6 protein-coding genes are annotated in these 16,228 nt (G+C 71.9%); 3 read left to right on the top strand and 3 right to left on the bottom strand.

Annotated features, from left to right (window positions below; translation table 11 throughout):
* Window positions 1-69 precede the first annotated feature (69 nt).
* Window positions 70-6,090 (bottom strand): AAA family ATPase, encoded by a 6,021-nt coding sequence (locus WME90_RS27975; protein WP_437275069.1) that lies wholly within the window; start codon window positions 6,088-6,090, stop codon window positions 70-72.
* 433 nt (window positions 6,091-6,523) lie between these two features.
* Between WME90_RS27975 and WME90_RS27970 the strand changes: the two genes are divergently transcribed.
* Window positions 6,524-7,339 (top strand): arylamine N-acetyltransferase family protein, encoded by an 816-nt coding sequence (locus tag WME90_RS27970; RefSeq protein WP_437275068.1) that lies wholly within the window; start codon window positions 6,524-6,526, stop codon window positions 7,337-7,339.
* A 252-nt stretch (window positions 7,340-7,591) separates the two neighbouring features.
* Here the strand turns inward: WME90_RS27970 and cysS are convergent, their stop codons facing one another.
* The gene (gene cysS / locus WME90_RS27965; protein ID WP_437275067.1) at window positions 7,592-9,130 is read right to left on the bottom strand and encodes a cysteine--tRNA ligase; all 1,539 of its coding nucleotides are present in this window, start codon (window positions 9,128-9,130) and stop codon (window positions 7,592-7,594) included.
* A 294-nt stretch (window positions 9,131-9,424) separates the two neighbouring features.
* Here cysS and WME90_RS27960 point away from each other — a divergent pair, with 294 nt between their 5' ends.
* Window positions 9,425-10,483, top strand: a complete 1,059-nt coding sequence (locus tag WME90_RS27960; protein ID WP_437275066.1) for a class I SAM-dependent methyltransferase — start codon at window positions 9,425-9,427, stop codon at window positions 10,481-10,483.
* 32 nt (window positions 10,484-10,515) lie between these two features.
* On the opposite strand, the gene WME90_RS27955 is transcribed toward WME90_RS27960, so the two are convergent.
* Window positions 10,516-12,060 carry a serine/threonine-protein kinase gene (locus WME90_RS27955; protein WP_437275065.1) on the bottom strand — a complete coding sequence of 515 codons (1,545 nt, stop codon included), beginning with the start codon at window positions 12,058-12,060 and terminating at the stop codon, window positions 10,516-10,518.
* A 112-nt stretch (window positions 12,061-12,172) separates the two neighbouring features.
* Here WME90_RS27955 and WME90_RS27950 point away from each other — a divergent pair, with 112 nt between their 5' ends.
* Complete coding sequence (locus WME90_RS27950) at window positions 12,173-16,144, top strand: protein kinase domain-containing protein (RefSeq protein ID WP_437275064.1); 3,972 nt, start codon at window positions 12,173-12,175, stop codon at window positions 16,142-16,144.
* The last annotated feature ends 84 nt before the right edge of the window (window positions 16,145-16,228 follow it).

Below are 16,228 nucleotides of genomic sequence, written 5' to 3'. Positions count from 1 at the left end.
AGCCGCGGAGGCACCCGGGGGAGTGAATCGCTCGTCGTCGCCCTCTGGGCGCCCTGGCGCGCCGTCTCGCTAGGACGCGACACCTCCGCTCCTCGGCGAGCCATCCGAGGGAGATGACGTGGCGCCGTTCCGCGGCAGATCCACCGTAAAGCAGGCGCCCTTGTCCTTCTCGCTCGACACCTGGATCGTGCCCCCGTGTGCCCGGACGATCTCGTTCGCGATGTAGAGCCCGAGCCCGAGCCCGCCGTAAGACCTCGACGAGACCGCCCGCTCGAACCGCTTGAAGATGCGCTCCCTGTCCTCCGGTGCGATGCCGGGCCCGTGATCGCGCACGGCGATCCGCGCCGTGTCGCCGCGCTCGGCGACGGTCACCTCGATGAGCCCGCCCCTGCCGAACTTGATCGCGTTGTCGAGCAGGCTCCTCAGGACCTGCGCGACGCGGATCCGATCGAAGCGGCCGAGCACCGGGCGCCCAGCCGCGATCTCGATCCGGCAGTCCGCCCGCGACAAGGGCTCGCGGAGCTCGCTCACGACGTCGCGGGCCAGCGCGGAGAGGTCGACCTCCGCGAGATCGAGGTCGAGCTCATGGCGTGCAATCTGGTTCACGTCGAGGAGGCTCTCGATGAGCCGCTCGAGCCGCTCGACCTGCCCCAGGCTCGTCGCGACCATGCGCTCGAGAGAGGGGTTCGCGATCTCGGTCGCGAGCTTCTTCTGCATCAGCGAGAGCTTCAGCCTGAGCGGCGTGAGCGGCGTGCGGAGCTCGTGGGACGCGACGGCGAGGAACTCCTCGCGGATCTGGACCGCCTGCTGCGCCTCGCGGTAAAGGCGCGCCTTGTCGAGCGCCATCGCGGCGCGGCGCGCGAGCTCCTCGATGAGCGGCGCGTCGGCCCGAGTATAGCGCGGCGTCGCTCCGGTCCGCATCAGCGAGAGCACGCCGAGACAGCCGCCGCGCGTCACGAGCGGCGCGTTCATGTACGCCGCGGGCGCGAGCTCGAAGAGCGCCTCGGGGCGCGCTGCGCCCGCGGCCCAGCGCCGCATCAGGCCGTCGTCCACGAGGCAGAGCTCGGCGCGATCCGCGCCGAGGACACGGAGGGGATCCCCGGGCGCGCCCGGGGACGCCGCGGGGTCGCCGGCGGGCGCGGCGAGCTCGCGCAGGCGCGCGGCCTTGGCCGGGGAGTCCGCAGCGACGGCCGCCGGCTGGAGCGCGCCCGCGTCGTCGAGCACGTAGAGCACGGCGCCCTCGGCGAGCTCGGGCACCGCGACCTCTGCGATCGCGTCCAGCGTCGCCTCGTAGCCGAGATCGGCCGCGAGCCGCCCGCTCGCCTCCGCCAGGAAGCGCTCGGCCATCTCCGCCCGCTTGCGCTCGGTGATGTCTGTCGAGATGCCGCAGACGGCATAGACCGCTCCGGCGGCGTCGTGCAGGGTGAATTTGAGGGACAGGTACGTGCGCGGCTCGTCGTCCACGAGGACGATCTCCTCCAGGTCCATCGGCCTGTCCGCCTCGAGCGCCTTACGGTCGTACGCGGCGAACGCGTCCGCCGCCTCCGGCGGGAAGAGCTCGTGATCTCTCTTGCCGATCACCTGCGCTCTCGACAGATGAACGAGCTGCTCGTACCGCCGGTTGACCAGGAGCAGGCGGCCTTCCAGGTCTTTGACGTAGATGGCGGCCGGCGAGCTGTCGATGATGCTCTGGAGCATCTCTTCGCTCTTCTGAAGCGCTGCGTAGAGCGACGCGTTCTCGAGCGAGATGGCCGCCTGCGACGCGAGCAGCTCGAGCACCGCGAGCGTGTCCTGGGTGAACGCGCCGCGCATCGCGGCGTTCTCCAGGTAGAGGATCGCGTCGACCCCGGGGCGCCTCGCGATCGGCATGCACAGGACCGATCTCGGCCGGGCCAGCGCGATGTACTCGTCCGCTGAGAACCGCGTCTCCGCCGCGTCGTCGAGGAGGACCGGCTCGCCCGTCCGGACGACGTAGTTGACGACCGACAGCGGCAGCGTGGCGGAGGACGCGGGCGCCCGCGCCTCGACGGCGAGCGACTCCACGAACGGCTTTCCTCCCTCGATCCTCGCCCTCGCCCGGATCGACGCGGCGCCGCGGCGAGCCTCCAGCAGGTAGCCCTTCTGCGCGCCCGCGTGCGCAAGGACGACCCTGAGCAGCGCCTCTTCGAGCCGGGGTATCAGGATCTCGCCCGAGAGGCTCTGAGACGCCCTCACGATCGCCAGCCGATCGAGCTCCTCGGCCGGTATCGTGACCGTGCTCGTCGCGGCGAGCGGGCGCGCCGCGAGGTGCGGAAAGAGCTTGTCGAGCTGCTTCACCTTCCCGTCGGCGCCCCAGCGGGCGTAGCGGCTGCGGGCCGCGCGGAGGTAGGCGTCAGCGATCAGGTCGAAGCCGCGATCACGGTAGAACGCGGCGGCGAGCTCCTGGCCCAGCGCCTCGCCATGGACGAAGCCGCTCGCGCGCGAGGCCCGGATGGCCTGCTCGTAGAGGCGCATCGCGGAGGGCTCGTCGCCCGCGATGCGCGCGATCTCGGCCGACACGAGCGCGTGGCGGTCTGCCTGGTTCGCGGGCTGGACCTCGGCCCAGCGGCGAAGATCCGCCTCGTGCGCCCTCAGGGCGGGGAGGAGCTCTCTTCGCTGCTCCTCTGGCAGGGCGCGGGCATGGCACGAGAGCGCGAGCGCGGCGACGTAGGCTTGCGTGCTGACGTGGAACTGGTCTGTCATGGTACCCAGCAGCTCGCCCGCCGCGCGCGACGCGGCCACGGCTTCGCCATGGCGACCGAACAGGAGCGCCGCCTGGGCGGCGTAGAGGCGCCCGTGGAAGCGCGTGATCCGCTCGGCCGCCCCGCGCGGCGGTCCCTCGATGTCATCGGCGCGCTCGCTCGCCCAGCCCGGATCGCGCCCGCGCAAGCGCTCCACGAACCGATGCACGACGGCCAAGGACTCGTGGACGACGTCGTACCGGGCCCGGCGCGCGACGTCCATGTGGCGCTCGGCCTCGGCGGCGACGTCCGCCAGCGGATCGCCCGCGGCGAGGCGCAGCGTCACGCCCTGAAACGAGCAATACGACGCGTAGAGCAGCGCGCCGGTCTCGACGGCCTCGTCAAATGCCTTGTAGAAGAGGCCGACCACGTCCTGCCAGGGGCGGATCCAGGGGTCGATGAAGGTGCTGATCATATGGAGGATCTGCGCCCGGTTCCCGGCCCGGCCGCTGGTCTCCAGCAGCGCGCGGGCGAGCTCGCCGAAGCGGTAGCTCTCCCTGTAAAAGCCGAGGACGCGGCCGATGGTTCCGCCGAACGCGACGTATCCAGGCGGAGAAGCGTCCGAGTTGCCCGCGCGGAGGCTGAGCTGGACGATGCGGCACGCGATGAGGCTGTAGAGGTGCGGATCCGAGAAATAGGCTGATGGGAGCGCCGTCGACAGGGTGGTCACCACGGCCAGCATGTCCGGATCGACCATGCGCGGCAGGCCGACGAGCTCCTCGATGCGGCGGTCGCACACCTCGCCCCAGACCTCGCGCGCCGCGCGCTCCACCGCGTCGCGCGTCGGGTGGAGCGGGATGTCGACGTCGAAGCGGCGCACGCAGGAGAGGGCGCTCCGCGCCGCTCGCTCGAAATCGGCCCGGGTCGTGTGGAGGACGATCTCGATGCCGTGGACCTCCGAGAGCTCGATCCGGCTCCGGGCGCGCTTCAGGAGCAGGTCGACGAGCCGCTCGGAGGCGGCGAAGTCGCCGCTCAGGAAGGCGCAGCGCGCGCTCTCGCAGTGGAGGTCGAGCGCGAGCGCGCGCTCCTTGTCCCAGGCGTCGTCCCCGAGCAGCGCGATGCCTGCCGCGAGGTAGCTGGCCGCGGCTGCGTAGGCTGCAGAGGCCTTGGCTCGCCGTCCCGCCACCAGGTTGAGCCTGGCGATCCGGTCCTTCTCGTGCCGGTCGGTCACGAGGGCGGCGCCCAGGTTGAGGTGGCCGGCGATCTCGAAGACGCGCGCCTCGGCCGCGTCGGGAGGCGCGTGGGCGGCGAGCAGCCGCCCGATGCAGAGGTGCACCGCCCCCAGCTCCGCCTCCGGAATGAGCGCGTGAGCCGCCTGCTGGACACGGTCGTGGAGGAACCGGTACGTGTCGCCGGACCTGAGGAGCAGCCCCTCGCGCACGAGCTCCCGGTGGTCCTCGTGAATGGCGTCCTCGGACCGATCGCGGATGACGGCGAGGGTGCCGGCATCGACGGTATTCCCTACGCAGGCGGCCAGCGTGAGCGCCTTCTGGGCCGACGGGGAGAGGCGCTTGATCTTCGCGATCATGAGATCGACCACGTTCTCGGCGAGGCCCTTGCCGCGGATCGCGTCGATATCCCACCTGAAGGCGCCTGCGCGCAGATCGACCTCGAGCAGGCCCTCTTTGTGGAGCATGGTCAAGAACTGGGTGGCGAAGAACGGATTGCCGGCGGTCTTCTCGTGGACGAGGCGCGCGAGCGGGGCGGCGTGCGTTCCGCTCGTATGGACCGTATCGGCGACGAGCCGCCGCACATCCCCCTCGGACAGCCGAGAGAGCTCGACCTTGAGGAGCCTGGTGCCGGCGCCGCGCGCGCGCTCGAGCATGCGCGTCAGCGGGTGGAGCAGGTTCACCTCGTCAGCACGGTAGGCGCCGATGGCGAGCAGGCGCTGCGTCTCGGGGTGGGTGACGAGCTGCTCGAGGAGCGCGAGGCTCGCCGGGTCTGCCCACTGGAGGTCGTCGAGGAAGAGGCAGAGTGGGCGCTCCTCGCGGCAGAAGGCGCCGACGAAGTGCCGGAACACCATCGCGAACCGGTTCTCTGTCTCGGTCAGCGGCAGCTCGGGGACGGGCGGCTGCTCGCCGAGGATGAGCTCCACCTCCGGGAGGACATCGATGATGAGCTGCGCGTTCTTGCCGAGGGCCGCGGAGAGCCGCCTCCGCCACGCGTCCACGACAGGCTCGCTTCCGCTCAGGAGCTCGCGGACGAGCTCGCGGAGCGCCTGGACGATCGTGGCGTAGGGTACGTGTCGGCGCTGCTGGTCGAATTTGCCCGAGGCGAAGAGGCCCCGTTCCCGGACCGCCTTCCGGTAGAGCTCCTGCACCAGCGACGTCTTGCCGACGCCGGCGTCGCCGGAGATGAGGAGAAACTCGGGGGCTCCGCGCAGCGCCACGCGCTCGAAGGCGGCGAGGAGGGCGCGGAGCTCGCGCTCGCGGCCGTAGAGCTTCTTCGGGATCTGGAAGAGGCCAGAGAAATCGCGCTCTCCGAGCGGAAATGGGTCGATGCGCGCGCGCGTCGTGAGCCCCTCGAGGCATCGCTCGAGATCGAGCGTGAGGCCGCGCGCGCTCTGGTACCGGTCCTCGGGGGCCTTGGCCAGGAGCTTCATGACGAGATCGGACACGGGCGAAGGGAGACCCGGGACGAGCTCCGACGGAGGCCGGGGCAGCACCGCGGCGTGAAGGTGGACCCACTCCAGGGCATCGTTGGCCGAGAAAGGCAGGACACCGGTGAGCATCTCGTAGAGCGTGACGCCAAGCGAGTAGAGGTCGGTGCGGAGATCGACCGCCCGGCTCGTGCGCCCTGTCTGCTCGGGCGACATATAGGCGAGGGTCCCCTCGATGACGCCCGGGCTCCGCGCGCCGCCGTGGTTCTCGGGGAGGAGGGAGGCGAGATCGAAGTCCGCGATCTTCACCTCTCCAGACAGAGAATCGACGAGGATGTTCTGCGGCTTGATGTCCCTATGGACGACCCCCTTCGCGTGGATGTCCGAGAGGGCCGCCGAGATGCCTGAGGCGATCGTCAAGAACCGTCCGAGATCCATCGGTGCGCCCAGCTCCCGATCGAGCGAGCGTCCGCCGAAGTCTTCCAGGACGAGCGCCGGCCGATCGCGGTACGTGGTGAGCTCACAGGGCCTGATCGCGGACCGGCCGTTGAGCCTCCGCCCGATCTCGAGCTCGTGGCGCAGGCGCGCCGCGTCCCGGTGATCGAGGGGCTCCGCCCGGGGGATCTTGAGCATGACCGGACAAGCGTCCTCGCTCCGGAGGCCGCGATAGACGACGAACCCGTTCCCCTCGCGGAGGATCTCCGTCACGGTATAGCGGTCAGGCGCGAGCATGTCGTTCGACCGGCGGCGACCAGGCCGCGCCGGGCGTGCTGCCCAGTCCGCCGCCGCTCGGTGTGATGATCATCCCGGCGCTCCACGGACCGACTTTGCTCAGAGAGCCATCGAGCGATCTCCGCAGCGATCACATGGAGCGGCCCAGCGCAGCCTGCATTGGTTCGATGGCTCTGCTCCACCGTCTTCAATGTGCTGACCGGCGCGTTGACGGTCAAGCGAGGGACCGGCGTATCGAGGTCTGCGAGCCCGCGCTCCGGAGGACGCGACGGCCCGCGCGTGGTGGCGGCGAAATGCGGGATGGTGCCTCGTGATGTGGCCGTGGTTGCTCCGGCGTGAGAGGACGGCGTCGCGCCGGCCGCCCGGGCATCGTCGAGGAGCTTCCGTCTGGCGCCGCTCGTCCTGACAGGCGTATCCTTGCTGCACCGACCCAATGCAAGCTTTGACACAGGACAGTGCTCCGCTCGACCTCGACGCTTACCTCGCGCGCATCGGCTACCGCGGCGCGCTCGCCGCCAATCGGGAGGTGCTCGACGCGCTCCACGCCGCGCACGTCCACTCCATCCCGTTCGAGAACCTCGACGTCCTGCTCGGCCGCCCGATCCGCCTCGATCTGGCCAGCGTCCAGGCGAAGCTCGTCGGGGCGCGCCGCGGCGGCTATTGCTTCGAGCACAACACCCTCTTCGTCGCGGCGCTGCGCCGGCTCGGATTCAAGCTCACGACGCTCATCGCGCGGGTGCGGTTTCAGCGAACCGAGACGGGCCCTCGGAGTCACATGCTGTCGCTTGTCGAGCTGCCCGAGGGGCCGTTCATCGCGGACGTCGGCTTCGGCGGACCGGGGCTCACGCAGCCGATCCCGCTCATCGAGGGCGAGGGCCACGCGCGGGTGCTCGACGTGATCGGCCTGCGCCGGGAGGGCTCGTCATGGGTGCTCGCCTCCAGGGCGGGCGAGGCGTGGCAGGACATCTATGCGTTCACGCTCGAGGAGCACCTCCCGATCGATTACGAGGTGGCGAACCATTACACGTCCACGCACCCGAGCTCGCTGTTCGTCAACAACCTGATCGTGGCGCTCCCGTCGCCGGAGGGCCGGGTGACGCTGCGCAACCGCGAGCTGGGGATATGGCGGGAGGGCGGCGTCGAGCGCGTCTTGCTGCGCGACGACGCGCTCCTCGACGTCTTGAAGGAGCGCTTCGGGCTGGAGCTCCCGACCGGGACGCGGCTCTCCTGCGCAGGCCTCGACCGCTGAAGCGCCGTCGCGTCCTCCTCGTCACCTGTCCCAGCCCAGCGGGCGCCGCTCGCCCGCCGCCGCGCGGCCCCCGTCGGCAAGTTTCCGCCGCGCGGTCTCTCCGCTCTTTCTCCGAGCTCAAATACCTCCGTCAGCGGAGCTCTCCCGCACAGGAGACGGGCCCAGATCGGCGTTTTCGGCGCGGAGGCGTACTCCTGTACGCCGAGCACCGAAAACGTCGAGATGGGCCCGTATCCGAAGCGGGAGAGCTCCTCAGGATGAGGACCAGCGCGGGCCGCGGGGGGTATCTTCGAGCACGACCCCTGCCTCGGCCAGCAGGTTGCGGATGGCGTCCGCCTTGGCGAAATCCTTCGCCTTCCGAGCGGCCTGCCGCATCGCGATAAGCCGGTCGATCGCGGCGTCGCCCCCGCGCCCAGCCGCGCCCTCGGCAGGGGCGAGCGCGTAGTCCGGAAGGAGCTCCGGATAGAGCGCCGGCTCGGCGATCTCCACCCCGAACACCGCAAGGTGACGCACGATGGCGCGGTAGACCGCGAGCATCGAGGGGCGGTCCTCGCACCGCTCGATCCCCGCCGAATAGAGCGCGCTCACGTAGTCGAAGAACGCAGCCACGGCGTTCGGCGTGTTCAGATCGTCGTCCATCGCCTCGATGAAGCGCGCGATGAACCGCTCGGTGTGCTCCCCGAATTGGCCGTGAACGTACTGGTGGCGCATCCTCGGGAATCGCTCCTCGTCGGGCCGCTGCGACGCGTACGCGCCCGGGGCGAGGGGCTCGCCCGTCGCGCCGCGCAGCTTCTCGGCGAGGACCGTCGCGAGCTTCTTGATGCGCGCGTAACCCTGGGCCGATTGCTGGAGCAGCTCCCAGCCGAACGGGAGCTTGCACCGGTAATGCTGCGTCACGAAGAACCACCGCGCCTCGTCGTGCCCGTGCCTCGACAAGAGCTCCTCGACGGAGATGACGTTCCCGAGGCTCTTCGACATCTTCGTGTCCTTGAGATCGAGGTGCTCGGGGTGCAGCCAGTAGCGCACCCAGGGCCTCCCGCAGAGCGGCTCGCTCTGCGCGATCTCGTTCTCGTGGTGAGGGAACATGTTGTCGATGCCGCCCCCGTGGACGTCGAAATGGTCGCCCAGGAGCGCCGTGCTCATCGCCGAGCACTCGATGTGCCAGCCGGGGCGCCCCGTCGGCCACCCCTCCTCGCCGGTGCGCCAGCTCGGCTGGCCCGCGCCGGTCGGCTTCCAGAGGCTGAAATCCGCCGGGTGCCTCTTTCTCCCGAAGTCCTCCTCGACGCGGCCGCTCGCCCCGACCTCCTGCTCGTCGACCTTGCGCCCCGAGAGCTCGCCGTAGGACGCCCACGTGCCGACTTCGTAGAAGACCTCGCCGTTCACCGTGTAGGCGTGGCCCTTCTCGATCAGGCGCTTCACCATGTCGACCTGCTCGTCGACGAAGTCGGTGGCGCGCGTGTAGACGGCGTAGTCCTTGATGTGGAGCTTGCGGCAGTCGCGCCGGAACGACGCGATGTTCCGCTCGGCGACGTCGACGGCGCCCTCGCGCTCGTTCGCGCGCTGCATGATGCGATCGTCGATGTCCGTGTAATTGATGATGCTCAGCACGTGATAGCCGCGGTACTCGAGGTAGCGGCGGAAGACGTCCCAGAAGCAGTAGGTGCGCGCATGGCCGATGTGCATCGGCGCGTAGACCGTGAGACCGCACGTATAGATGCGTACGACCTTCGGCCGGGCGGAGACGAAAGGCTCCTTCTTCCTCGTGAGCGTGTTATGAACCTTGAGCGGCATCGGCCACCTGCGTGAGTGTGCGAGCACCCCCCGGGACCGCGTACGCTACCCTGGCCCCGCCGCCTGGTCAACGCGGAACCTTGTTGGTTTCCCTCGTACTCTCGGAGGGTTCCCGCGTCTTCCCGTTGTATTCCCTGGAATGCGTTCCCTGGAATGCGGCGGTTGAAGCGCTGGATACCAAGGCCGCGCCGGGATGAGCCCACACCGGCGCGCCTCGACGGACAGGGCTCCTCGCGCGGCATCGACCGCGGCGGACGCTTGCGGCCGTCCTCCCTCCGGTCTACGCAGCCGTGCATGCACATCACTTCAAGGACCTTGCTGTTCGTTCTCGCCGGCGCCATCTCCGCCTGTGCGGGGAGCTCTCCGCCCGTCGAGAGCGCCCCGCCGCCCCCGACGCAGGCTCCGCCGGCCGCGGCGCCGGCCGCGCAGCCCGAGGCCGCGGCGCCGCCCAAGGCGGACCCGGAAGCGGAGAAGAAGCAGGCTGAGCTCGCCAAGCTCGCCGAGGACACGAAGGCCATGGAGGCCAAGGCCGACACGGAGGCGGCGCGGTTCGACGACGCGCTCAAGGCCGAGGTGAAGGCGCTCGTCGCGGCCAATTACCCGAGCGCGGGCGCCGCGCTGCGGGCGGCGCTCAAGGGGAAGCATCGCGCCCCGGGCAACGCCGAGCGCGACGCCGCACGGCACCCCGTCGAGAACCTGGAGTTCTTCGGCCTCAAGCAGACGAGCACGGTCGTCGAGCTCGGGGCCGGCGAGGGCTGGTACACCGAGCTGCTCGCGCCGGTGCTCGCGAAGAAGGGCAAGCTCATCATCACGTCCTTCGACCCGAACGGCCCCGCGGACTCGCGCAGCACGCTCTACGGAAAGCGGGTGAAGCGCATGCTCGAGAAGTCGCCCGAGCTGTTCGGCAAGGTCGATGTCATCGTGATCGATCGCGACAACCCGAAGCTCGGGATCGAGGGCAAGGCCGATCTCGTCATCGCGATTCGCGAGGCGCACAACTGGCACCGGAACGGCAAGTTCGACGCCTACGTCGCCGAGGCGTTCAAGGCGCTCAAGCCGGGCGGCGTCTTCGGCATCGTGGCGCACCGCGCCAAGCCCGACGCGAACCCCGATGAGAGCGCGAAGCAGGGATACCTCCCGGAAGCGTGGGTGATCCAGAAGGTCGAGTCGGCGGGCTTCAAGCTCGGCGGCAAGTCCGAGGTCAACGCCAATCCGAAGGACACGAAAGACTACCCGGAAGGGGTCTGGACGCTGCCGCCGAGCTTCCGCCTCGGCGACAAGGACCGCGCGCGCTACGCCGCGATCGGCGAGAGCGACCGCATGACCCTCAAGTTCGTCAAGCCCGCCCGCTGACCTGTCCTGCGGCTGGACCCCGCGGCCCCGCTCTACGCGGGCGCCGCGTTGCGGCCCGGCGGCCGTATGAACACGCGGCGCATCGGGATCGTCGCGCCGGCGGCCGCCGAGACCCGGTGTGCCAGGAAGGCGACGCCGTCGAGCATGGCCGGCGACGCGTACACGCCGGGTCCCGCCGTCTCCGGGAGGCATGACGAGAGCTCGAGGAGGCTGCCGCCCACCGGGGCGCCGTCCTCGGTGAGCACCACGTCGCCGGCGTGGAGGCAGAAGCGGACGTTGATCGCGGGATCGCGCCGGCCCGGCCGGGCGAGCCGCGTGTGCAGCGCGATCGCGGCCGCGATCGCGCGGTGGCGGTCATCCTCGGCCCCGCGCTCGTCGCGCCGAAAGGGCGCCGCGAGCAGCACGCTGGTGCTCGTGACCGCGAGCGGCGAGAACCCCGAGGGCGCGAGCGCGGCCACCGCGTCCGGGACCACGGCTTCGAAATCGGCCAGGAAGGCGTCGGTCGGCGCCTCGAGCGCGCGGCTCTCGGCGAGGACCTCGACGAGCAGCCCGATCGCGAGGCGCCTGATGTGCCCCGCCTCGACCGCGCCGGTCCGCGCGATCCGCGCCGTCGCGGCCCGCACGTCGTGGAGGAACGCGGCGACGTCCGGGTGGCGGCCCGCGGGATCCTTGCTCATCGCCCGCACGACGATATCGTCGAACGCCGGGTCGACCGGCGCGTGCAGGCTCGGGCGGGGCGGGGCCTGGTGCAGGTGCAGGTGGCGCAGCACCGGGTACGTGGTCGCGACGAACGGCATGGATCCCGCGATCATCGTGTAGAGCAGCGCGCCGAGCGCGTAGACGTCGGTCCGCATGTCGACGGGCTGGTTGAGGAGCTGCTCGGGCGACATGAACGCCGGCGTCCCCACGACGTGCCGCGACGACGTGAGCGAGAGATCCGTCGCGCCGAGCAGCTTCGCGATGCCGAAGTCGAGCAGCACGACCCTGAGCCCCCCGCCTTGCTCGCACAGGATCACGTTCGAGGGCTTCACGTCGCGGTGGATGATCCCGAGCGCGTGGACCGCGGCGAGCGCGCTGCAGAGCGGATCGAGGATCGCGAGCGCCTCGTCCGCCGGGAGCCTGCCGCGCGCGAACAGGTGCTGCTCGAGGCTCCTGCCCTGCAGCAGCTCCATCGCGTAGTAGGGCCTCCCGTCGTCGAGCCGCCCGACGTCGAGGATCTCGACGACGTTCGGGTGCCGGATCCGCCCGATCGTGTCGACCTCGCGCTGGAAGCGGAGCACCACGTCGGCGCGCGAGATCAGGTCGGCGTGCACGACCTTGACCGCCGCCGGCGCCCTGCTCGTCGCGTGCACCGCGCGGTAGACGACGCCGAACCCGCCCTCGGCGATGACGCCGTCGAGGAGGTACTCGCCCGCCCGCAGCGCCGCGGCGCGCGGGGCGCCCGCGCCTGCGCCGTCGCGCGTGCCGGGCGTGCGCTGGCTCCATGTCGGCGGCGCGCCGATCGGCGGCTCGCCCGGAGGGGCGTCGGCCGGCGGCGCGACGGGGGACGGCTCATCGTGCTGGCAGCGGTTCTTCATATGATATCTGACAGCCGCTTACTTCCCGGATGGCGACGGCTGAGCCCGCGCACTACAGTATGCGTAAGCCGGTATCGAATGCGACCCCCGGCTGCCGGCAAAGAGCCGAATCATGCACCGTTGCTCCGTATGTCACGGGCGGCTCGCCGCTGACGCTCGGTGCGTCAGAGATGGCTTTTCGCCGCCGCCCGGCGAGCAAGACACCGTGGAGCGCGCGGCGCCCGCAATCGAGGGTTTCTCGCTGCTCGGGCCGCTCGGTCGCGGCGGCTTCTCCGATGTCTGGGCCGCGCAGCAGGACAGCGACGGAGCGCCGGTCGCCATCAAGGTTGGGCGGCACGCGGCGTGGAACCTGCGTGAGCGGTTCCGGCGCGAGGCCGCGCTCCTCGAGCGCGTCGGTGTGCCGCACGTCCCGCAGCCGATCGCTTGCGGCGAGCTCCCCGGCGGGCGGCCCTATCTCGTCATGGAGCGGCTCTTTGGCCGGACCCTCGCCGAAGAGCTGGCGGCGCTGCGCGCGCCGCTCGATCCGGACCGCGCCGCCGGGCGCGCGGACGCGATCCTCGCCGCGGTCGAGGCTGCGCACGCCCGGGGCGTCATCCATCGCGATCTCAAGCCGGAGAACATCTTCTTTCTCAGCTCGAGCGACCGCGCTGTGCTGCTCGATTTCGGCCTGGCGAAGCCGGCCTCCGAGGGCGATCCGGCAGCTTTGCCCGCCGGTGTGACGCGCGCCGGCGACATCCTGGGGACGCCGGAGTACATGGCTCCGGAGCAGCTCCGGGGCGACGCCGCGTCGATCGACGCGCGCGCCGACATCTATGCGTTCGGCGTGATCCTGTTCGAGCTGCTCACGCTTCGTCCGCCGTTCGTCGGCGGCGAGACGGCCGTCGAGCACGGCCACCTGGCGCTGCGCCCGCCGCGCCCGAGCGATCTCGCGGAGGTCCCCGAGGAGCTCGAGGCGCTGACGCTCGCCTGCCTCGCGAAGGACCCGTGCCGCCGCCCCGACAGCGCCGCCGCGCTCCGGCGCACCCTGCACGCCCTGCGCGCGCGGCCTCGCGCCGATTCCATCCCGCCTCCGTCGGCGCCGCGATCGCAGCGGCAGGACGACGGCGCCGCGACGGCCGTCGCCGAGGGGCGGCAGCCGGTCGCGCTGCTCTTCGCGGAGGGCGGCGCGGGGCCGGTGATCGCGGCGGTCGGCAGCCGCCGGGGGTTCGTCGCGCGGCAGCGCGGGCAGCGCTGCCTCGCCGTGTTCTCCGCGAGGGACGTCGACGACCCGGCCCGCGCCGCGCTCGCCGCCGCGCGCGATCTGGCGCTGAGCGGCGGCGTGCGCGTGGCGCTGCACCTCGCCAGCGTGCGCCTGCGCCGGATCGCCGGCGGGCTGCACGCCGCCTACGGCGCGCCGGTGGAGCGCCCCGAGGCGTGGTTGCCGGCCGAGCCCTGGGGTGGCCTCGCGATGACCGAGGAGTTCGAGCGCGCGATGCCCGACGATGAGGTCGCGCCCACGCCGCCGGACGGCCCGGAGAGCCTGCGCGAGCCGCCGCTGCTCGGCCGCGACGACGTGCTCTCGGCGCTCGCGGCCAGCGCGGCCGACGCCTTCGACGGGACGTGCCCCGGCCTGTTCACGCTCATGGGCGACGCCGGCCTGGGCAAGACGCGCCTCGCGGCCGAGGCGGCCACCCTCGCCGGCGCGCCGGTCCCCGGGGCGCGCGTGGTCGCCGTGCGCGCGCTCCACCCCATCCACGGCGGCGCCGCGCAGGCCGTGCGCGCGCTCCTCTGCGTCGCGCTCGACGCGCCCCGGGAGAGCCCCGGAGACCCGCGGGCGTTCTGCGTGGAGCGGCTCGGAGAGGCGCTCGGCGGCGCGACCTGGGAGGCCGTCGCCGCGGCGCTCGGCTGGGCCGGACCTCGCGGGGGGCGCCTCTCCGGGGAGGCCCGCCAAGGGCTGATGCTGGCGCTCGCCGAGGCGCTCCGCCGCGGGGCGCGCCGCGGCCCCCTCGCCGTGATCCTCGACGACGCCGACCAGGCGGACGACGTGCTGCTCGACGCCCTCGAGTACGCGACGCTCGACGGCGAGGGCACCCCCCTCTGGGTGGTCGTGGCCGCGCGCCCTCGCTTCGAGCAGGCCCGTCCCAGCTGGGGCCAGCGCAACCAGCGCCACACCCGCGTGACGCTCGCGCCCCTCGCGGAGGACGCGGCGATGGATCTCGCGTCGCGCCTGCTGTTGCCGGCCGAGTACCCGCCGGCGGAGGTCCTCCGCCGGCTGTCCGACTGGGCGGGGGGCAACCCGGATTGCCTGCGGCAGATCGTCCGCTCTCTCAAGCGCGCTGGCGTCGTGCGCCGGCGCGCCGGTGGCGGCTCGTACGTGGCGACCGCGGAGATCGAGGCGCTGCCGCCCGCGCCGGCGTGGCAATGGCTCGCCGCCCAGAAGCTCGACGATCTGCCGCCGGAGCTCGCGACGTGCGCCCGGGTCTGCTCGGCGCTCGGCACGTCGTTCGATCGCGCCGAGCTCGAGGCGGTGCTGGACGGCCTGGAGCGCGCGGGCGGCGCCGGATCGATGGTCGACGCGGGCTTCGGGCTCGCGGCCCTGGTCGAGCGGCGGATCCTGCTGCGCGACGGCGAGGGCCGCCGCGACGGCGGCGTGGACGACCGGCACGCGTTCCAGAACGCGGTCCTCCAGGAGGCGGTCTACGAGATGCTCGACCCGGCGCACCGGGCCGCGATCCACCGGAGCGCGCTCGCGTACTGGCGGGCGCAGGTGGCGGCCGGCTCGACGGACGGCCTCCGCGCGCTCGCGCGCCACGCGGCCGTGTGCGGCGAGCGCGCCGAGGCGGCCGACGCCTGCCTCGCCCTCGGCGATCTCGCGTCGGCGCGGCACGATGCCGTCGAGGCGGATCAGCGCTACGACGCCGCGCTCCAGATCGCCGAGCAGGGCGACGCGCGCCGGCGGGTGCGCGCGCTCGCGGGCCGCGGCAGGAGCCGGTACCGCATGTGCCGCGTCCGAGAGGCGCGCGGCGATTTCGGCGACGCGCTGGCGCTGGCCGAGGCGCTCGGCGACGCGCGGGCGAGGGCGAGCCTCCTGCTCGAGGACGCGACGGCGCTCGACTGGGCCTTCGAGTTCGCGGCGTCGGCGCGCCGGGTGGAGGAGGCGCGGCCGCTCGTCGACGCGCAGGGCTCGCCCGAGCTCGCGCTGCGCCTCCGGGTCGCCGAGGCCCGCACCTCGTGGCGGCGGGGGCGGCTCGAGGAGGCGATCGTGGAGCTCGCCGCGTGCGCCGAGCGCGCCGCGGCGGCTGGGGATTACGACGCGCGCGTCCCTGCCCTGAACATGCTGTCCTTCCAGCTCGCGTCTGCGGGGCGCCGCGAGGATGCCGAGCGCGCCTCCGGGGACCTGATCGCGCTGGTCACGGCGGCGGGCGACCGATTTCACCTCTGCGGGGCGTACATCAACCGCATCGCGCTGTGGGGCTGGCGGTGGTCTCTGCCGGGCGCGGTCGACGACCTGCGCCGCGCCGTCGATCTCGCGCGCGAGATCGGCAATCCATGGCTGGAGAAGATGGCCTCGTACAACGTCGCCGTGCTGCTCCACTGGAGCGACAGGCAGCGCGAGGCGCTCGCGCTCGCGCGGCGCGCCCGGTGGCTGGAAGAGCAGGCCTCCGAGCGCCCGATGCCCCAGACGGCGATGCTGCTCGCGCAGATCCACCTCGCGCTCGACGAGTACGAGCAGGCCAGCCAGCTCGCCCTGTGGATCCAGCGATCCTGCGCCCTCGAGCCGGGCGACCTCGCGGAGTACGGCTTGCTCGAGCTCGTGCTCTCCGAGATGGGGCTCCGGCCGGCGCCGCAGCCCTCGCTCTCGTGGGGCGAGGCGATCCGGCTGGCGAAAGACCAGTCGATCGCCGAGCAGACGCTCATGTTCCTGTACTGGCGTGCGCGCATGGCGCTCCGTCGTGGACACCTGCGCGAGGCGGAGGAGGCGCTCGCGAGCGCGCGGGAGCACCGCGGGGAGAGCCCTCTATGGCTGTCCCGCTTCGTCGAGCTGGCGCGCGGGTTGGCCGAGAGGTCGTGGGCTCCGGACGTTCGTTCGCCCGTGCCGGACTGATTCGAGCCTGTTGCGATACGGTTTATTCCGTGTCGTATTCGGGCGAGTCCGTACTTTCACGCGACCACCGTGTACCGATTTTCA

The sequence above is a fragment of the Sorangium sp. So ce375 genome, assembly GCF_051473855.1.
In the GTDB taxonomy this organism is placed as follows: Bacteria; Myxococcota_A; Polyangia; order Polyangiales; family Polyangiaceae; genus Sorangium.
This window is presented reverse-complemented; position numbering and strand designations above follow the sequence as displayed.

Coding starts and splice junctions, on each gene's coding strand:
- WME90_RS27955 (WP_437275065.1), bottom strand. CDS start 12,060: ATGAAGAACCGCTGCCAGCACGATGAGCCGTCCCCCGTCGCGCCGCCG.
- WME90_RS27960 (WP_437275066.1), top strand. CDS start 9,425: ATGCACATCACTTCAAGGACCTTGCTGTTCGTTCTCGCCGGCGCCATC.
- WME90_RS27950 (WP_437275064.1), top strand. CDS start 12,173: ATGCACCGTTGCTCCGTATGTCACGGGCGGCTCGCCGCTGACGCTCGG.
- cysS (WP_437275067.1), bottom strand. CDS start 9,130: ATGCCGCTCAAGGTTCATAACACGCTCACGAGGAAGAAGGAGCCTTTC.
- WME90_RS27970 (WP_437275068.1), top strand. CDS start 6,524: ATGCAAGCTTTGACACAGGACAGTGCTCCGCTCGACCTCGACGCTTAC.
- WME90_RS27975 (WP_437275069.1), bottom strand. CDS start 6,090: ATGCTCGCGCCTGACCGCTATACCGTGACGGAGATCCTCCGCGAGGGG.